The organism is Hymenobacter sp. BT559, from assembly GCF_017571525.1.
Lineage (GTDB): Bacteria > Bacteroidota > Bacteroidia > Cytophagales > Hymenobacteraceae > Hymenobacter > Hymenobacter ginsengisoli.
In genome coordinates, this window is the sequence record NZ_JAGETY010000019.1 from 18,922 (window position 1) to 38,831 (window position 19,910).

Here is a 19,910-nt window from a genome sequence, read left to right on the forward strand (position 1 = left end):
CTTTGCCTCAGGTAGCCAAAAACGGACTGATGGCCTGCGTATACGTTAGCGTGAGGCGGTGCATGGCCCGGGTGCACGCAATGTATAACATACCTTTGTCTACCTCGGTGCGGTAGGTCTGTGCCGTAACGAAGGGCACGATAACTTCGTCAAATTCAAGGCCTTTTGCCAAGTAAGTGGTGGTAATAATCACGCCCTCAGTAAAGGCCGTGGACTCGGCCGTGAGCAGTTGCACGCCGGGAGCTTGCAGCTCCTGGTGCACCACTTCGGCCTGCCGCATAGTTTTGCAAATGACGCCTAGCGACTGGTGCCCGCTGCCCTGGAAAGCAGCTACCAACTGCGGAAGGCCTGCCAGCTCGGCCGCCGGGCTGTCGAAATGCGCTACCACGGGCTCTGGCCCGTGCCGCTCCAGCGCGATGAGGTCGGGATTGGGCGTGATGCGCTGCGCAAAGGTCGTGATTTCCAGCGTAGAGCGGTAGCTGCGCAGTAGCCTGACAACCTCCGCCTGCGGAAAGATGCGCTCGATAATAGCGGCCGAAGAGGCGCTATACGGGTTTACCGTCTGGCTCACATCGCCCAGAATGGTCTTGCGGCAGGCAAACAGGCGCGCCAGTACGGCGTAGTGCACGGGAGTATAGTCCTGCATTTCGTCTACGACCAAGTGCTTCACGTGCTCGTAGGCCGGGAGGCCTTCCAGCCGCAGGCGCAGGTAGATAAACGCAAAAACATCGGCATATTCGAGGTGCCGACGCTGATAGTCGAAGCGCAGCAGCTCGGGGCGGCCTAGCCAGCGGTAGAAATCCTGGTAGAAGTCCAGCACTTGGTGAAACCGGAACATGTGCGGGATAGCCTCGCCGATAGTAGCTTTCTCTGAGCCAGTGAGCTTACGGCCGGTAGCGCTGCGCACGTGGTCGCGCACGTCTTGGGCTACTAAGGGAAAGCGCTTGAGTACCGGCACGCGGTGGTAGGCCCGGAACCGAGCCTGAATAAAGGCTAGCGGAACGAGGATTTTGCCCACTCGCAGCTCGGTGCAGGCAAAGTAGTTGTTCTCCACATGCAGCAGATACTGATTCAGCTGCCGCAGAAAATCGGTGGACGACTTGAACCGGATGCGCTCGATAAAAGCGGGGTCGGGCCGCTCCAGCAGCGCGGCCACTTGTTCGAAAAAGCGTTGGAAGGTGTACTGATTGCCCAGTAAATCGGCCGCCAACTCTTCCATCACCAGTTCCGGAATGTGCTCTTCACCCAGCTCGGGCAAGACGTTGGAGATGTAATCGGCAAAGACTTTATTGGGCGAGATAATCAAGATATCCCTAGCAGCAATCGTTTCGCGGTAGCGATAGAGCAAAAACGCGATGCGGTGCAGGGCAATCGACGTTTTGCCCGAGCCCGCCACCCCCTGGATGACCATCACGGAGGCAGTATCGTTGCGAATTACCGCGTTCTGGTCGCGCTGGATGGTGGCGACGATATTTTTCATTTTATCGTCAGCTGACTTGGCCAGCTCACGCTGCAACACCTCGTCGTGAATGTTGACGTCGTTTTCGAGCATAAACTCCAGCTGGCCATCGCGAATCTTATACTGCCGCTTGCGGTCGATGCTACCCTTGAGAAGGCCCGAAGGCGTCGTGTAGACCGCCGCGCCCAACTCATAGTCATAGAACATCGACGCGATGGGCGCCCGCCAGTCGTATATCAGATTCTGGCGCTGCTGCTCGTCCAGAAACGAGTGTACCCCGATGTATACCGCCGCCTTGGGCTTGCCTTCGGGGGTGAAATCGAGGCGGCCGAAGTAGGGCGACTGTCCCAGCTTGAGCAGCCGGCGCTTGCGGGCCACGGCTGCCTCGCCCGTAAAAGCCATCCGGTTGATGGACTGGTCGGCGGCTACGAGGTCGGCCTCGTCCAGGCTCGACTGGTGCTCGTGGAGGTACTGCTTTTTCTGGCGTAGCTCGTCGGCAAACTGCCTCACGGCCTCGTCGCCGCGCCGGATGGCCAGGGCCAGTTTCTCCTTAATTTCTTCCAGATAAGCTCTTTCTTCTTGCTCCGTTGCGTTCATCTCCTGGGTAGGTAGTTGGCTGGTGGGCCGCAAAGGTGCGCGCAAAGACAGCTTTGGCGAAGCGCCGGGCGAGGGCTCTGGCCGTCTGGATGGTCTGGTGCCCTGGTGGGCCAGCGATGCATGGCCTTCATGCTAGGCAGCACCACGACCCCATTAACTCTGCGTGAGCCATAGAGGGCGGTGGCACCAGCAGCACGCAGCAGCGTTACCTGCCGGATGGGCTAGCTTTGCAACAGGCGCTGGAACTGGCCGACAGTAGCCATATCAGGGTTATAAAAAGTCTGTATATCAAATACATACGCCAAGGGAAACCCTCGCGGCTTAGCAGGGTGCGGGTGCGTAGAAACGAATGCTGCCCTCCGCGTAGCTACGGATACTCCTAGCCAGCACGCCGGCATTTGGTAGGGGGTAGCAAGGTGTCGCGCCAGGCGCGCCGCTGCATGGCGGCCACTTGCTGCGGCAGCTACAGGTGATGCACACTATCGAGCTAAGCTGGATTGCCGGGCTTTCTTGCCGCGGGGCCGGTTTGCCCAGGGCAGGGAAGGCTGCCAAGTAGCAGCATCGCTGGCAGAGGAAGCAGAACGTGACGCCTACTTGACTGATGCTTGAAGGGGGGTGCGTACGGCGGCCCCATAGCCGGCCTACAGGCAGCGGCAGGGAAGGGGGGCCTACGCCAGCGCCGCCAGGCTGCCGTGCTTTAAGTGAAGATGGGGAGTTTGCCAGTTGGGCATGGCCTGGCCCACCAGAGCCCAGAACCGCTTGCTATGCAGCCGCTCGTGCAAGTGCGTCAGCTCGTGCACCAGTACGTACTCCAGGCAGCTCAGGGGCCATTGGCTCAGCTCTAGGCTCAGCCAGATGCGCCGGGCCCGGATGCTGCAGGTGCCCCAGCGTGTGCGCATCTGCTTGATGCCCCAGTCGGCGGCCTGCGCCCCCACCACGGGCTCCCACTTAGCTAGCAAACCCGGTACTTGGGCTTGGAGCTGCGTGCGGCGCCAGCGCGCCAGCACCTGTGCTCGCTGCGCACTGGTGGCGCCCACAGGCACAACCAGGTAGAGGGTGGCCTCGGCGGGGGCTAGCCGTACGTGGGGGCGGCCCACTTGCTCCAGCACGCACAAGCGCCAGGCCTGGCCCTGGTAGTAGTGCGTTTCGCCGGTTTCGTAGCGCAGCTCGGGCACGGGTGGGCGCTGCAGCATCGCAGTCTGGTGATGCCGAATCCAGGCTTGCTTGCGCAATACTACTTCGCGGATGGTTGCCTCGGTTGTGCGCAGCGGCACCGTCACGCGCAGCTGCCCGTGCGGGGCGCGAACTGACAAGCGCACCTGACGCACCGGCTTGCGCACCACCTCCACGACTATATCTTCAACAAGCAACTGAAATACGCTACGAACGGGCACGAGCAAGGGAAAAGGAAGACAAAAATAGGCGTCTTTCCCGTCACCTTCGGGCCGCAGGAGTGCCCATACTTCGCTGCCTTGCCACTAGGCCCGCGCTAGGGCCTCTCTGAGCCAGACCGCCGTACGGTTGCTTACTTCGCCACGACCTCCAGCTGGCCGCCCGTGTTGAATAGCTGGTAAGGCACAAAGTACCCCGCGTTGGGGGCGCCATTCACCCGAATAGCACTCAGGTTGCGGCTAGCCCCCAATTTTTTCACCGTCAGTACTTTGCCGTTGGGCATGGTCCAGCGCACTTCGTCGAAGAGGGGCATGGTGACTACGTAGCGCGTATCGGCGGCCGACAAGGGGTAGAGGCCGGCGGCGCTGAAGACGTACCACGCCGACATCTCACCCGCGTCGTCCATGCCCGAGAAGGCTAGCCCCTTTTCGCCGGTGTTGTAGAAGTTGGCCATGATTTCGTCGAGCCGCCGCTGCGATTTTTCGGGCTTGCCCACGTAGTAGTAAGCAAATGGCGTCTCGTGGTCGGGCTGATTGCCGTGGCAGTACTGGCCGATGAAGCCCGACACGTTGCGGGCAATGTAGCTCGGGTTCCAGGGCACCGTGAACAGCGAATCGAGCTTGGCCTCGAAGGGCTGCGGGCCGCCATACAGCGCTACTAGGCCCGGCATGTCGTGCGGGGCAAAGAAGGAAACCTGCCAGGCATTAGCTTCCCGGTACATGTACTCATAGTAAGGGTATTGCGGGTTGAAAGGCTTCACCCACTGGCCATTGGCCAGCCGGCCGCGCATAAACCTGGTGCCGGGGTCGAATACGTTGCGATAGTTTTTCGAGCGCCGCATCAGCGTGCGGTACTGCGCGGTATCGTGCAGGGCTTGAGCTAGCTGGGCCACGGCGTAATCGTCGAAGGCATATTCCAGCGTTTTCGATACGCCGGCGCTGCCAGGCGTTTCCACGTTGGGCGCGGCCACCTCACTGGTAGAAATGTAGCCTTTTTCGATGTACTCCTTAATGTGCGGCCGCGTGCCGCCTTCCACGTTGGCATTGCGCAGCAGCAGGCGGTACACGTCCTGCACGTCGAAGTTGGTGATGCCGCGCTGGTAGGCCCCGGCCACGAACGAGGCCGCGTGGTCGCCATGAAAAAAGGTCGGAATGAAGCCGGTCTTGTCGCCGATATCCTGCATCGACTTGATAATGTCGGTGGTCACGCCCGGCGCGAGCATGCTCATGAGCACGTCCTTATTGCGGTAAGTGTCCCAGAGCGAAGGCAGGGTGTAGTATTGAAAATTGGCCTTACCCACTTTGCCTTTCACGTCGGTGTACTCGCCGTTGAGGTCGCTGCGCAGGGCGGGCCACAAAAACGAACGGTAGAGGCAGGTGTAAAACATGGTTTGCTGCTGGGCCGTGCCGCCTTTCACTGACACCTTGGTTAGCAGCTGGTTCCAGGTGGTGGTGGCCGCACGCTGCACCTCCTCGAAGGAGCGGTTGCCGAGCTCCTGCGCCAGGTTTTGCTGGGCATTCTGCATGCTCACAAACGAGAGGCCGAGGCGCAGCTCCACGGGCTTGCGGCTGCCGTTGGCGAGGCGCAGCACCGCTAGGCCCTCTTTGCTGCCTTTATGCTGGATAGCCAGGTCCTGGATATCGTCGCTGAGCTGGGCGTAGAAGTAGGCAGTCTGGTCGCCGGTTTTCTGGAAGCCCTGCACAGCCCTAGCCCCGACTTTTTCGAGGGTCCAGTCGTTTACGCGCTCATTCGACCGGCCCAGCTTGAACACGATGCTCCGGTCTTGCGGCTGGGCGTAGGTATACTGGTGCAAGCCGCAGCGCAGGGTCGAGGTCAGTCGCACCTGCACGTTGTAGTCCTTGAGTGTTACCCCGTAGTAGCCCGGCGCCGCCATTTCGGTGGCGTGGGAAAAGCGCGAGGAATAGCCGCCGCTCGCATTGGGCGCGCCCACCACGGGCAGCACCGGCAGGTGGCAGAGGTTCCAATGGCCCTTGTTGGTGTGCGCAAAGCCCTGAATTACCGAGTCTTCATACTGATAGCCCGAGCCGGTGTTGAACTCCGTGATGGGGCTGAGCTGCACCATGGCATTGGGCAGGGCGCTGCCCGGGAAGGCTAGCCCGGCCCACACGCCGTGCCAGTCGGGTGGGGCCACGTAGCCCACCAGCTTGGGGTCGGTGAAGGCAGCCGTGCCGATAAGCGGGTTCACAAGTTGCGCGGGCCCTGTTGGGCTAGCGCCGGTGCGGCCAGTGCCCGTCGGCACCATCTTCGTGCAAGAGAAAAAGCTCACCGTAGCGAGCGTGAGCAGGTAGCCTAGGCGGGGGCTTGGGGGCAGCATCCGTGTCGATAAATTAAAAAGACTGTCATGCTGCGCTTGTCAAAGCATCTCTACCACGCCGCTAGGGCATCGTTCGGGAGAGATGCTTCGACAAGCGCCGCATGACGTTCTAAGAGTGATTTTAGCAAAATCTGCCTATGCTTTTAGCGTCATCAGAAAAAGGCAGCTAGTCGTTTTTTTTACTAAAGCGCTTCGTGATGCGCTGCGCGCCATCGAGCCAGGAGATGATATAAACGCCTGGCGCCAGGGCCGAAACATCGAGCGACGCGGCAGGCGCGTTGGCCGTGAGCACGGTCTGCCCGAGGGCATTGACTACCGTGATGCCGGCTACCGTCTTGCCGCTGGTTTGCAGGGTCAGGCGGTTGGCTGCCGGGTTGGGAAACAGGTCGGCGGCTTTAGAAGCGGCCGATTTGGTGGTCGCGAGCGGGGTATTGCGAGTTACCTGCGCTACGCGCAGGATGGCGGCCGCGGCGCAGGCTTGCCCCATCATCATCACGGAAGAAGGGAAAAGGTAGCGGCGGTCGAGGTTCCAGGTGCCATCAGCGTCGCTGTAAGAGCCGGGGTAGTACCCTAGCTGGTCGCGGCCGTAGTCGATGAGGTAGTCCACGATATTGCGCGCGGCATCGAGCCACTTCGTGTTGTGGTCTACTTCGTAGAAATCAACCAGCATTTCCACCATGTCGCTGCCACCCCAGAAGGAAATTTCCTTCACGCCTTGGCCGGGCGTGTACCACTGCTTGAGGCAGGCGTTAGCCATGAGGGTAGCGTCGTCGAGGTAGCGGCTGTCGCCGGTGCGCTGGTAGAGCTGGAGCGCCAGTTGGATATCCGGCGTGGTTTGGTAGGCGCGGTAGCCGCCGCCGTTTTCGCCGTGGCCGGTCAGGCTCCAGCTGCCATTGTTGTTGAAGGAGAACTGGTTGAGCAGGTTGGTGCCGCTGTCGCGCAGCCGGTGGCCAGGGTCATTGATGAGCTCGTAGTAGCGCTTGGCAATGTCGAGGTACTTGGGGTCGGTGCTGTTCTTGGCAATCAGGGCGCAGTGCAGCGCGGGCAGGATGGTGGCCTGCGAGTAGAATTTACCCCAGCCCAGCTCCGCCTCTTTTTGCGGCACACCCCAGCTGGCATCGCGCGCGTTGAGGCAGTAGTTGAGGCCGATAAGCGAGCGGTCGTAGAGGCCGGTTTCAGTAGGCAGCACCTGCTGGTAGGCATCCATGAGGGCTAGCCCCACGATGGCGTTGTCGTCGTAGAGTGGGTCGGCGCCGGGCACGATGTCGGAGGCGTACTTGCCGTTTTGCTGGTATTGGTCGAGGGCGTAGGCGTAAGACTTGAGCCGCTCGGTGTACTTGCCCGGGTTTTCGAGGGCGCCGTAGCGCAGCGCCCGCAGCATGTGCGAGGCGGGCCACACGTAGCTCACGCCGCCGCGCTCCACTATCACGTTCTCGTTGCCATCGACCTGCTCTACATACAGCTGCTTGCTGGCGTTGTAAAACTTGGTATTGAGCTTGTCGAGAATGGCCTCACCGGCCACCTGATACTTGTTCTGGCCGAAGGCCGCCGAAGCCGTGAGCAGGCAGCCAGCCACCAGCAGGCCTAGCCGCGGCCCGCCAAAAATGAGAGTAGAAAAGCGCATCGCAACTTACCGTAAGGAGGGGTGGGAAATAGGGGTAGGGCCGGGCCCGGCGGGCTAGCGCGCCTCGGTCAGCTAGTGCTGGCGGAGTTCGCCACAAACAAGACGTACGCTAAGCGTTTTTGTACTCGTCCAGATGGTAAGAAACCAGGTCGTCGATGGGCGAGCGGATGATTTTGCCCACCTGCATGCCGTGGGCCGCCGCCGCCCGCGTGAGGGCGTCGCGGAAATTATACCCCACCGAGCCCACGCAATTGAAGGTATGCGCCTGATAGTCAGGATATTTTTTGATGATGTTCCGAAAGAACAAGTCAAACGCCTCCGCCACAAGCTGCTGGCAGTAGCTCGCTTCGTTATGGTCGTAGGCAAACTTGGCGAAGCTGGCGATGAAGCGGTTTGGAAAAGGCTGGTTGTAGAGGCGGTCCAGAATCTCATCGCGCTCCAGGCCATAGGTGGCCTGGAAAGCAATCTTTAGGTCGGCCGGCATGTCGCCGCGCAGGTAGTCGCGCAGCAGCGCCTTGCCGATGAAGGCCCCGCTGCCCTCATCGCCCAAAAAGTACCCTAGCGAGTCTACGTTGTGGGCAATGCCCTCGCCGTCGTACACGCACGAATTGGTGCCCGTGCCTAGAATGGCCGCGAAACCCGCCTGCCGCCCTAGCAGCGCCCGCGCCGCCGCCAGCAAGTCGTGGCCCACAAACACGTGGGCCTGCGTGAACACTGCCTGCATGGCATCGGCTACGGTAGCTACCTGCTGCGGCGACACCACGCTGGCGCCGTAGTAATACACTTCTGTAATAGCATTGGGGGCTAGCGTAGTGGGCAGGTGCTGCCGCAAAGACGCAATGATGCCCGCCGTGTCGATAAACTCGGGGTTGTAGCCCTCGGTGTGGAAAAGGGAGCGGCTAGAATCGGCATCAACCAGGCACCAGGTGGTTTTGGTGGAGCCGCCGTCTGCTATCAGAATCATGGGGTGGAGGAGGAAGGGCTAAAGCGCAATACTGCGCGAAGTTGCCAAGCCATTTCAGGGCTCTTGGCTAAAAGCTTTTGGCAAATTAAACGAATAATATTGCTACAATAAAAATAATTTTTTGCTCGTTTTGGTATCAAACAAACATTTTTAGTGTCAATATTTGCAGCAGATACCACACAAGTGGCTAGCGGGGCTCTCAACATTCGCTGTAAGCACCTTGAAATAGGTGGCAGTCGTGCCAGCCGCAGCCCACTGGCTTAGCCAAGCCTTTCCTGAAAATTCCGAGTTGCCGGCGCCTGATGTGCCTGTTTTTTATTCCTCTAGCTGTTCCTCGTATGCGCTCCTCCAACTATGACAAGTTTCCCTTCGTGTCCATAACGACTGAAGCCGATGCTTGCCAAACGGGGTGGGTGGCTATCGCGGGCGTATTGCGGGCAGCACTGCTAGCGGCAACGTCGGCGCCCGGGCAGCCGCAGGTGTTAGCGGTAGAGTGCTACCCCGGCACCGACTTGGCACAGCTGCGCCAAGAGCTGACGCAGGCGTTGCAGCCAGCGCAGTGCGTGGTGGCCGACGACCTCTACCTACCTGACGCCACTATCGACGCGTTGGTGGCTGGCCCCCTTACCGATGACCCGGTTTTTGGCCGGCTCAATGGGCTGACTATAAAGGACTTTTTTGACCCGCAGTTGCTGCAAGCCGCGCAAGCGGCCCTGGCCGGAGCAGCCGGCCAGCTGGTGCTCGTGCTGGGCACCGGGGCCACCCTGGTGTGCCCTAGCCCCGCCGTGCTGGTGTATGCCGACCTGGCCCGCTGGGAAATTCAGCTGCGCCAGCGGCGCGGCGAAATCGCCAACCTGGGCAGCGCCAACTTTACCGAAAAAGCCAGCCTGAAATACAAGCGGGCCTTTTTTGTGGATTGGCGGGCGGCCGACCGCCTGAAGAAACAGGCGCTGCCCCGCGCCGATTTTCTGCTCGATACCAACGACCCCGCCGCGCCCAAGCTTATCAGTGGGGCCGACCTGCGGGCGGGGCTAGCGGCCACGGTGCGGCGGCCATTTCGGGTGGTGCCGTTTTTCGACCCCGGGGTGTGGGGCGGGCAGTGGCTGCGCGAAGTCTGTGACCTGCCCGATGGCCCGCCCAACTACGCCTGGGGCTTCGACTGCGTGCCCGAAGAAAACTCGCTGCTGCTGGGCTTTGGTGACGCGCGGGTAGAAATTCCGAGCATCGACCTAGTCTTTGCCCACCCGCGCGAGCTGCTGGGCGAGGCCGTGCACGGGCGCTTCGGCACCGAGTTTCCCATCCGGTTCGACTTTCTCGACACCATGGGCGGCGGCAACCTGTCGCTGCAAGTGCACCCGCTCACGGAGTACGCCTTTGATAAGTTTGGCCTGGCTTACACCCAGGATGAAAGCTACTATATGCTAGCCGCCGAACCCGGCGCGGTGGTGTACCTGGGCCTGAAGGAAAACGTGGAGCTGCCCGCGATGCTAGCCGATTTGCAGCGTGCGCAAGACGACCCCGCCGCGCCTTTTCCGGCGGCCGAGTACATCAACGAGTTTCCGGCCCGGGCGCACGACCACTTTCTGATTCCGGCCGGTACCGTGCACTGCTCGGGCGCCAATGGTATGGTGCTGGAAATCTCGGCGACTCCTTACATCTTCACCTTCAAGCTCTGGGACTGGGACCGCCTGGGCCTCGATGGCCAGCCCCGGCCCATTCACCTCACCCACGGCGCGGCCAATATTCAAGCCGACCGCACCACCACCTGGGTCGAGCAAAATCTTGTGAACCAACTACAAGACGTGGCTAGCGGCGACGGCTGGCGCGAGGAGCGCACCGGCTTGCACGAGTGCGAATTCATCGAAACGCGCCGCCACTGGTTTACGGGCCCAGTGCCCCACCATACCAACGGTGGCGTGCAGGTGCTCAACCTGGTGCAGGGCACCGAGGCGATAGTGGAGAGCCCTAGCAGTGCCTTCGAGCCCTTCGTGGTGCACTACGCCGAGACGTTTATCGTGCCCGCGGCGGTGGGCGCCTACACCATTCGGCCCCACGGCGCGGCCGTGGGCACCGAGTGTGCCACCCTGAAAGCCTACGTGCGCACCCAGCCCTAAGGCACGCCGCACGCCTGGCAGCCGCAAACTTTGGGGCGGTAACCACTTTAAACGAAACTCTCTGTGTCTGACATCTTAATTCCGGATAACGCCGCCGCTGCGCGGGCCCAAACCATCGTCGAAAAACTGCTGCACACCGGCACCGTGGCCGTCGATGAACTAGCCGCGCAGTTTAGCGTGTCGGTAGCCACCGTGCGGCGCGACTTGATGGAGCTGGAGCAGCGCGGCCGGCTGCGGCGCACGCACGGCGGCGCCGTGCCCCGCGAGCCGCTGCTCTACGAGCCCTTTCGCTACGACTCCAGCTTTCACGAGCAGATTGACCGCAACCTGGCCGAGAAGCGCCGCATTGGGCTAGCCGCCGCGGCGCTCATTCAGCCGGGCGAAATTATCTCGCTTACGGCCGGCACCACGACCACGCAAGTCACGCGCAGCCTGCGGCCGGGCGCCAACGTGACGGTCGTCACCAACACCGTGAACGTGGCCATGGAGCTGAGCCACCGCGACGACGTGCGCGTGTTCGTGACGGGCGGCTTTCTCACCGGTGGCTGGTTTTCGCTGGTGGGCCCGGCCACGGCGCAAGCCCTCAGCCAATTCTTTGTCGATAAGGTCTTTATCGGCGTCAATGGCATCGATGCCCAGAAGGGCCTGACCTCGCTGCATCCCGAAGAAGCCGCCATTATTCAGGTGATGGTGCGGCAGGCCAAGCAGCGCATCGTGGTGGCCGACCACACCAAGCTTGGCACGGTGGCTACGTCGCTCATCTGCCCCACCGCCGAGATACACCAGCTCATCACCGATACCGGCGCTACCGAAGAGCAGTTGGCACCCTTTCGCCAGCTCGGCATCGAGGTGCTGCTGGTGTGAGGTGCGCGGCTGGCTAGCCCCGCTTTTGCCAGCTCGCAGGCGCCAGCCTGCCCCTAGCAAGTTTTTTACTTCTGATTGTCACTCTTTTCCCACCCTGCTATGGCAATTCAAGCTATTCCTAGCCCTACCCCCCGCGAAGCGATGGTGGGGCCGCCCGCCGGCCCAGCCGGCAGCGCCGGCTACGTGTACCTGATTGCGGCCGTGGCGGCGCTCGGCGGGCTGCTCTTCGGCTTCGATACGGCCATCATCAATGGCGCGCTGGTCTTCCTGAAAAAAGACTTCGGCCTCACCGACGCGCAAACCGAGCTGGCGGCCAGCAGCATCCTGTTTGGGGCAGTGGCAGGGGCAGCCCTAGCAGGTTGGCTCACCGACCGCTATGGGCGCCGCCGCTTGCTATTCGGAGCAGCCCTGCTGTTTACGGTGTCGGCGCTAGCGGCGGCACTGCCGCGCACGCTCACCGAGTTTGTGGTGGCACGGCTAGCCGGTGGTATCGCAATCGGAGTGGCCTCGCTGGTGGTGCCGCTCTACATTGCCGAAATTGCCCCGGCCCGCATTCGCGGGCGGTTGGTGACGCTCAATCAGCTAGCTATTGTGTCGGGCATTCTCCTGGCCTACATAGCCAGCTACTACCTGGCCGGGCTGGGGCTAGCCTCGTGGCGCTGGATGTTTGCTGCTGCTGCTGTGCCTTCGCTGCTGTTTATGCTTACGCTGCTGCTGGTGCCCGAAAGCCCCCGCTGGCTGCTAGGCCGGGGGCGCGAGGCCGAGGCCCTCGGTACCCTCACCCGCCTCAATGGCCCGGTGACCGCTGCCACCGAGGCCGCCGAAATTCAGGCTGCGCTAGCCGACGAGCAGGGCGAACAAGCTAGCCTAAGCCAGCCGCGCTTGCGCCGGCCCTTGCGCATTGCGGTGGTGCTGGCCGTGTTGCAGCAAATCACGGGCATCAACACCATTCTGTACTACGGCTCTATTATTTTCACCGAGCACAGCGGCCAGAGTGCCTCGTCGGCTATCGGGGCCAATGCGCTCATCGGGGGCATCAACTTCGCGGGCACGGTCGTGGCGCTATTCATTATCGACCGGGTGGGGCGCAAGCCGCTGCTGCTCTTTGCCTCGGGCGGCATGGCGCTGGCGCTAGGCGCGCTGGTGGTGGGGCTGCAGCTGCACGCGCCGGCGCCGTGGCTGCTGGGGCTCATCATGGGCTACGTGGCCTGCTTCGCGGTGGGGCTGGGGCCAGGCGTGTGGGTGGTCATTACCGAGATTTTCCCGAATGCCGTGCGCGGCCGTGCGGCTTCACTTGCCACGGTGGCGTTGTGGGTGGCTTGCACGCTTATTTCGTTCACGTTTTTATCGTTGGTAAAAGCAGCGGGCCTAGCGGGCGCATTTGGGCTCTACGCGCTACTTTCGGCCCTCACCTTTGTCTTTGTGTGGCGGGCCGTGCCCGAAACCAAGGGCCGAACGCTAGAGGAGATTGAGCAGGGTTGGCAGTAGGGGAGAGGCCGCCGCTCGGAGGTTGGCTGAAAAAGGTTGCTAATACGTTTAAGCACTACCCAGTCAGTAGTATTTTGGCTGCGTCTCTTCTCTTAACTCAACCAGTCGTATGACTTCGCCTGACGCTTCGCTGTGGAATGACTTTCTGGCGGGCAACAAGCAAGTGTTTGAGCGCATCTTTCTGGCGCACTACGACGACTTGTTTCGCTACGGCATGCGCCTGACCGGCGACGAGGAGGTAGTGAAAGACTGCATTCAAAACCTGTTTCAGCGGCTGTGGCAACGCCGCAAGGCCCTCGAAGCCATCGCGGAAATCAAGCCCTACTTATTTGCGGCGATGCGCCACCACATCACCGACGAGCTACGGGCGCAGAAGCGCCGCTCGGCCCTGCAAACTGGCTACCCCGGGGAGGCAGAACTGACCGTGCAGCACTCGCCCGAAGATTTTCTGATTGCCCAGCAGCTCACTTCTGAGCAACAAAGCCTCCTGCTAGGGGCCCTAAACCAACTCAGCAACCGGCACCGCGAAGCGCTGTATCTCAAGTTTTTCGATGGCTTTGCCTACGACCGCATTGCCGAGATTATGGGCCTCAATCAGCAGTCGGTACGCAATCTGGTGCACCAAGCTATCAAGCGCATGCGCCTAGTGTTGCCCCACTCTCTGGTATTACTCTTGAATGGGCTGTTTCTAAACTTTTTATTTTTTTAGTTTACTGATAATCAGTAAGGTAAAGGGTTTTTGCAAAAAAATTTACGACAGTTAGAGTACAAAACCGCGCTACGTTCGTGGTCAGGAAAAGTTCGGTTATTTTTTGCAGTACACGCCTATGGATTTTACGTCTTACTCGGTTAGTGACTTTGTGAGCGATGAATCGTTTCAGGCTTTTGTAGCCAATGCCGATTCAGATGCAGGGCGTTTTTGGCATGCCTGGCTAGCCGAGCACCCCGCTCAACAGGAGGCCGCCGACCAAGCTTACGCCTTAGTGCAAGGTCTGGGCCCTAGCCAGCTCTACCCGGTGCCGGCCAGCCTCAAACACCAAGAGCTACTGCGCCTGCGGCAGTCGCTGCAAGCCTCGCGCACCCAGCCTTGGCTGCGCTGGCAGCGGCGTACCCGGGTGCTGGTGGGCGCGTCGGCGCTGGTCGTAGGTGCGGCTATTGGCTGGTGGCAGTGGCAGGGTGCTATTGGCCCCACCACACAATATGCCACCGGGCCTAGCCAACAACGCACTATCACCCTTCCTGATGGCTCATCGGTAGTGCTGAATGGCAACGCTACCCTGACTACGGCCGCCCACTGGACCGCCGCTAGCCCCCGTGAAGTGTGGCTGACCGGCGAAGCCTACTTTCGGGTGACGCACCTGGCGGCCCCGGCCGTGCACGACATTGCCGCCGCCCCGGCCAGCACCAAGTTTGTGGTGCATGCGGGCGGGCTCGATATCGCGGTGCTCGGCACCCAGTTCAATGTGAATAGCCAACCGGCGGGCACCAAGGTGGTGCTCAATTCGGGCAAAGTAGCCGTGGACCGCCAGGCCTGGTTCACCTCCGAAAACCTGCTGATGCAGCCCGGCGACCTCGTCGAAACATCAGCCGCTGAGCCGCACTTGGCCCGGCGCCACGTGCAGCCTGCCTTGTACTCAGCCTGGACCCAAGGCGAGCTGCAGCTGCAGGAAACCTCCGTGCGCGACATCGTGCAGCTGCTGCGCGATGCCTACGGGTGGCAGGTGGTCGTTACCGACCCCGCCATTCTGCGCCAGACACTTACGGGTGTGCTGCCCGCCAATAACCCTGACCTGCTCCTGCCGGCCCTAGCCAAGTCGCTGGGCGTGCGGGTAACGCGCACCGGCGACGTCGTGCGCTTCCAGCCCTTGGCCCAGTAACGCTGGTCCTAGGCTTCTGCTGCTTGCTTTTCCATCTTTTTCCCACCCATCATATGGCAAACTTTACTCGCTACGTGCGCCTGGCGCTGCTGCTGGGCGCCGTGCCTAGTGGCGCTAGCCGGGCCCAGGGCCTCCTAGCCCTCGCTAGCCAGAGCCCGCGCCCGTCGGTGGCTTCGGCCCGCGCCTCGGCGGCTGCGCAAGTCTCGCTGGAAACCTTTATCCAGGAGCTGCAAGCCACCTACAAAGTCAACTTTCTTTACCGCAACCAGCTTATTACGGGCCGGTATGTGGCTAAGGCGCACCCAGCCTTCAAGTCGCTGCCCGAGGCGCTGCGCTACGTGACCCAGCAGAGCGGCCTGGAGTTTGAGCGGCTGAAAGACGGCCTCTACGTCATTGTGGCCAAGCCCATGGCCCGCGTCGTAACGGCGGTGCCGGCCACCGAGGTGCCCCCCGTACCGTCGCTGCTCGCCTCGACCGGCAAGCAGCTGGTGCTGGCCGATGTAACCGTGGCCGGCCGCGTAACTGACTCGAAAGGCGCCGGGCTACCGGGCGTGACGGTGGTGGTCAAAGGCACCACCCAAGGCGCGACTACCAACGCCGAAGGCGGCTTTAGCCTGCAAGCGCCCGAGAATAGCGTGCTGGTTTTCAGCTTTGTGGGCTACGCTCGTAAGGAAGTGCCCATCACGGGAGCTACCAGCAGCCTGACCGTGACCCTGAGTGAAGAAGCCCAGTCACTAAACGACGTGGTAGTGGTGGGCTACGGCACCCAGCAGCGCGCCAACGTGACCGGCGCCATCAATACCGTGGGCGGTGCGGTGCTCGAAAACCGGCCCGTGACGACCGTGGCGCAGGCCCTGCAGGGCACCTCGCCCAACCTCACCATTCAGCAGAATAGCGCCGAGCCGGGCGCGGGCCTCAACATCAACATCCGGGGCGTGGGCACCCTGGGCAATGCTTCGCCACTGATTATCGTGGACGGTATTGCGGGCTCGCTCAATGCCATCAATCCCAACGATATTGAGAGCGTGACGGTGCTGAAGGACGCCGCCTCGGCTGCCATCTACGGTTCGCGCGCGGCCAACGGTGTGCTGTTGGTAACGACCAAGCAGGGCGCGCTCAACCAGAAGCCGACCATCGCCTACAACACCACGCTAGGCTACCAGGCGCCCAATTTTCAGCGTAAGCCCGTGACGGGCTTGCAGTTTATGGAGCTGAAAAACGAGGCGCTCGTCAACTCGGGGCAGGCGCCGCAGTTCACGCCCCAGCAGATGCGCGACTTTGCGGCCCACGGCGACTACGACTGGCAGCTCAACCAGGTGCTGAAGAAGAAGGCATTTCAGCAAAACCACAACCTGAGCGTAAGCGGCAGCTCGGGCAAAACCCGCTACCTCGTTTCGCTAGGGTACGTGGACCAGAATAGCCTGTTTTACGGTGATAACTACGGGTTTAAGCGCCTCAACGGCCGCATCAACCTCACCACGCAGGTGACGGACCGGCTCAAGCTCGGCGCCATCGTGTCGTATGCCCACGTGGGCACTCGCGAGCACGCCTTCGATACGCAGTGGATTATCAGCGACGCGGCCCGCATCCCGGTTATCTACCCCGTGCAAGACGACCAGGGCAACTACGTGACTCCGGCCACGGCGAGCGACAACTCGGTGAACCGCCTACTCAATGGCGGCCTGCGCACCAACTCCAACGACAACGTTTTTGGCAACCTCAACGCCGAGTTTGAAATCGTCAAGGGCCTCAAGCTGCGCGGCCTGGTAGGCGGTGACCTATGGTACTACCAGCTCGATGAGTTTCAGCGTAGCCTGCAGTACGTGACGCTCGACGGCTCGCCCACGGCGGGCGGCGACGGCAACAACTCGGTGCAGAACCGCAACCAGCGCACGCTGCTCACCAACTACCAAACCACCCTCAACTTCGACCGCACCTTTGCCGACAAGCACAGCGTGCAGGCCGTGGTAGGCTACTCGACCGAGCACTTTACCGACGACCGCCGCGGCATTCACGTCATCAACGTGCCGGGCAACCAGTTTGGGGTCATTAACAATGGCACCACCTACGCCGGCGTATATGACCCTAGCGGCGGCTACCACGCCAATGGCACCTACGGCAACCAGGAGCAGTGGGCCCTGAACTCGGTATTTGGGCGCGTCAACTACTCCTTTGCCGGCAAGTACCTGGTAGAGGGCAGCTTCCGCTACGACGGCTCCTCCCGCTTTGCCAGCAACCAGCGCTGGGGCTTCTTCCCCTCAGGCTCGGTGGGTTGGCGGCCTTTGGAAGAAAACTTCCTGGACTTCCTGCACCCTGTGTTTAGCGACCTGAAGGTGCGCGCCTCGCTAGGGCAGCTTGGCAACCAGAACATCGGCCTCTACCGCTACCTGAGCACCGTGAGCTTGTCGCCAGGCACGTACTCGTTCGGTGGCACGCCGGTGTCGGGGTCGTACTTCAGCACCTCCAACGCCAACATTACCTGGGAAACCGCCACAATGGGCAACGTGGGCGTAGACTTCGCCTTCTTCCAGAATGCACTGTCGTTCAGCGCCGACTATTTTGATAAGCGCACCAGCAACATCCTCATCGACCTGCCGGTGGCGGGCGCATTCGGGGCCGGCGCGCCCACCCAAAACGCGGCGAAGGTGCGTAACCAGGGCTGGGAAATCACGGCCACCTACCGCATGCGCACGGAGCGCGGCTTCAACCAAAGCCTGAGCCTGAATGCGGCCGACACCCGCAACACCGTGATTGATACCAAGGGCGTCGAAACCATCCGGGGCGGCGACGCCACCAACATCATCCGCGAGGGCTATCCCATCAACTCGTACTACGGCTACAAAACGGACGGCCTCTACCAGACGATGGAGGAAGTAAACGCCGGCCCCAAGCCGTCGTTTGTGGCTCCCGGCACGGTGCGGCCCGGCGACATTCGCTACGTGGACCGCAACGGCGACGGCGTTATCAACCAGGACGACCGCTTTATCCTGGGCAATCCGTTCCCGCGCTACACTTTTGGCGCCACCTATACTGCTGACTACAAGGGATTTGACCTATTGGTGTTTGTGCAGGGTGTGGGCAAGCGCAGCCTCTACATCCGGGGCGAGGGCGTGGAAGCCTTCCACAACAACTGGGAGAACGTGTACCAGCAGCACCTCGACCGCTGGACGCCCACCAACCCCGGCGGCACCTACCCGCGCCTGACCATCGGCACGGCCTCGACCAACAACAACCAGGGCTCGGACTACTGGCTGCGTAACGGCGCCTACGCCCGCCTCAAAAACGTGCAGCTAGGCTACACGCTGCCGGCTACGCTCACCAAGCGGGCCTACATCCAGCGGCTGCGCATTTTCGCCTCGGGCCAGGATTTGTTCACCCTCAGTCACTTGAAGAAAATCGGGTTTGACCCCGAGCTCTCGGAGTTCAGCGAAAGCGTGGGCCTGGGTGGGGGCGTGGGCAGCAGCGGCCGCGTGTACCCGGCCGTGCGGGTCGTGACCCTCGGCGTTGATATCACTCTCTAATCTCTATCCCACCCATCATGCTGATGAACCGCAATCTCCGCCAGACTTTACTGCTTGGGCTAGGGCTAGGTTTGGGGCTCGGGTCGTGCCAGAAGCTCGACCTGCCGCCCACCGACCGCCCCACCGACGCCACGTTCTGGCAGCAGCCATCCGACGCCTCGAATGTGCTGACCACGGCCTACGAAAACCTCTACAATTCCGAGTACTTCTTCTTCAACGAAGTGCTCTCCGATAATGCCTACGACAAAAGCGATGTGAACGGCTCCAACGCCCGCAACATCGCCGAAGGCGCCTATGGCACCAACCAGCAGCGGGTTACCAACGAGTGGAGCTACCACTACAGCGGCATTCGCAAGTGCAACCAGCTGCTGGCCAACATCGACAAGATTGGCACCCTCGATGCCGGCCTCAAAGCCCGCTACATCGCCGAGGCCCGCGCCATCCGCGCCTTCCAGTACTTCCAGCTGATGACCTGGTACGGTGACGTGCCGCTCATAACCACCGAAATCAGCGTGACCGATGCCGCCGGCGTCGTGCGCACGCCCCGCGCCCAAGTGCTCGACTTCGTGCTGAAAGAGCTGGATGCCGCAGCCGGTGCGCTGCCCCTGAACACCGCCTACGCCGCCGAAGACCGGGGCCGCTTTACCAAAGGTGCCGCGCTAGCCCTCAAAGCCCGCGTGCTGCTGTATGAAGGCCGCTGGGCCGACGTAACGGCCATCACCGAGCAGCTGATGGGCGGCACGGCCGGTACCTACAGCCTGTTTCCGAGCTATTCGGGCGTGTTTGCGCCCGGCAACGAGGGCAACAGCGAGGTGATGCTCGACTTGCAGTACCTGTTTCCGTCGCGCACCTACTCCGAGCAGCGCTTCTTCATTCCGCGCACCGAGGGCAAGCTCATCTGCGCCATTGCCCCCACGCAGGAGCTAGTGAATGACTACCTGATGGCTAATGGCAAGCCCATCAACGACCCCGCCTCGGGCTACAGTGAGGCCACGCCCTACGTGGGCCGCGACCCGCGCTTTGCCGCCACGCTGGTGTACGATGGGTACAAATGGGTGCGCCCCGATGGGTCGAGCATTCTTATCAAAACCTTCCCCGGCACCGGCGACAACTCTGTGGACCGCGCCGACGCTAGCCCCACCGGCTACTACTCGGCCAAGTACTTCGACCCCACCGCCGATGCCAACCTCAACTCGGGCCTGAACCTGATTCTGATTCGCTACGCCGACGTACTGCTCATGCACGCCGAAGCCAAGAACGAGCTAGGCCAATTCACCAGCGCCGAGTGGGACCGCACCATCGGGGCGCTGCGGCGCCGCGCCGGCTTCACCGACCCCGCCGCGCTGGCCTTTCCGGGGGGCAGCCAGGCTAGCCTGCAAGCCGTGGTGCGCCGCGAGCGCCGCACCGAGCTGGCCATGGAAGGCCTGCGCATCTTCGACCTGCGCCGCTGGCGCACGGCCCAGGCTGCGCTCACGGGATTCGCGCACGGCATCAAAGCCGGCGACCCCAACGTGGACAACGGCTACCTGCGTGTGGACCAGCGCACGTTTGACCCCGCCAAGCACTACCTCTGGCCAGTGCCCCAGCGCGAGCGCGACATCAACCCCAACCTCACGCAAAATCCTGGCTGGTAGCCTTTTCCTTTCTTCTTGAAATTTTCTTCGCCTCTAGCTCC

At 61.7% G+C, this 19,910-nt stretch carries 12 protein-coding genes; 7 read left to right on the forward strand and 5 right to left on the reverse strand.

Annotated elements, in window-relative coordinates:
* Positions 1-7: 7 nt before the first annotated feature.
* From J4D99_RS19915 to J4D99_RS19935, 5 genes are all read right to left on the reverse strand, one after another.
* Positions 8-2,101, reverse strand: a complete 2,094-nt coding sequence (locus tag J4D99_RS19915) for a HelD family protein (RefSeq protein ID WP_236018763.1) — start codon at positions 2,099-2,101, stop codon at positions 8-10.
* 623 nt (positions 2,102-2,724) lie between these two features.
* Positions 2,725-3,450 (reverse strand): YgjP-like metallopeptidase domain-containing protein, encoded by a 726-nt coding sequence (locus tag J4D99_RS19920; RefSeq protein WP_208133505.1) that lies wholly within the window; start codon positions 3,448-3,450, stop codon positions 2,725-2,727.
* Between the two features lie 131 nt (positions 3,451-3,581).
* Entirely contained in the window at positions 3,582-5,783 is a 2,202-nt protein-coding gene (locus tag J4D99_RS19925; RefSeq protein WP_208133506.1) for a GH92 family glycosyl hydrolase, read from the reverse strand.
* A gap of 166 nt (positions 5,784-5,949) precedes the next feature.
* Positions 5,950-7,407: a T9SS type A sorting domain-containing protein gene (locus J4D99_RS19930; RefSeq protein ID WP_208133507.1), complete on the reverse strand. Its 1,458-nt coding sequence runs from the start codon at positions 7,405-7,407 to the stop codon at positions 5,950-5,952.
* 109 nt (positions 7,408-7,516) lie between these two features.
* On the reverse strand, positions 7,517-8,371 hold the full coding sequence (locus J4D99_RS19935) for an N-acetylglucosamine kinase (protein ID WP_208133508.1): 855 nt from the start codon (positions 8,369-8,371) through the stop codon (positions 7,517-7,519).
* Between the two features lie 338 nt (positions 8,372-8,709).
* Between J4D99_RS19935 and J4D99_RS19940 the strand changes: the two genes are divergently transcribed.
* The 7 genes from J4D99_RS19940 (at position 8,710) to J4D99_RS19970 (ending at position 19,869) form a co-directional block, all read left to right on the forward strand.
* A complete protein-coding gene (locus J4D99_RS19940; RefSeq protein ID WP_208133509.1) occupies positions 8,710-10,485 on the forward strand; it encodes a class I mannose-6-phosphate isomerase in 1,776 nt (591 codons plus the stop codon).
* 63 nt (positions 10,486-10,548) lie between these two features.
* Entirely contained in the window at positions 10,549-11,349 is an 801-nt protein-coding gene (locus J4D99_RS19945) for a DeoR family transcriptional regulator (RefSeq protein ID WP_208133510.1), read from the forward strand.
* 99 nt (positions 11,350-11,448) lie between these two features.
* The gene (locus tag J4D99_RS19950) at positions 11,449-12,837 is read left to right on the forward strand and encodes a sugar porter family MFS transporter (protein ID WP_208133511.1); all 1,389 of its coding nucleotides are present in this window, start codon (positions 11,449-11,451) and stop codon (positions 12,835-12,837) included.
* Between the two features lie 109 nt (positions 12,838-12,946).
* Positions 12,947-13,546: an RNA polymerase sigma factor gene (locus J4D99_RS19955; RefSeq protein WP_208133512.1), complete on the forward strand. Its 600-nt coding sequence runs from the start codon at positions 12,947-12,949 to the stop codon at positions 13,544-13,546.
* A 118-nt stretch (positions 13,547-13,664) separates the two neighbouring features.
* The gene (locus tag J4D99_RS19960; RefSeq protein WP_208133513.1) at positions 13,665-14,714 is read left to right on the forward strand and encodes a FecR domain-containing protein; all 1,050 of its coding nucleotides are present in this window, start codon (positions 13,665-13,667) and stop codon (positions 14,712-14,714) included.
* 53 nt (positions 14,715-14,767) lie between these two features.
* Positions 14,768-18,235: a SusC/RagA family TonB-linked outer membrane protein gene (locus J4D99_RS19965; protein ID WP_208133514.1), complete on the forward strand. Its 3,468-nt coding sequence runs from the start codon at positions 14,768-14,770 to the stop codon at positions 18,233-18,235.
* 23 nt (positions 18,236-18,258) lie between these two features.
* Positions 18,259-19,869 carry a RagB/SusD family nutrient uptake outer membrane protein gene (locus J4D99_RS19970; RefSeq protein ID WP_236018764.1) on the forward strand — a complete coding sequence of 537 codons (1,611 nt, stop codon included), beginning with the start codon at positions 18,259-18,261 and terminating at the stop codon, positions 19,867-19,869.
* Positions 19,870-19,910 lie beyond the last annotated feature (41 nt).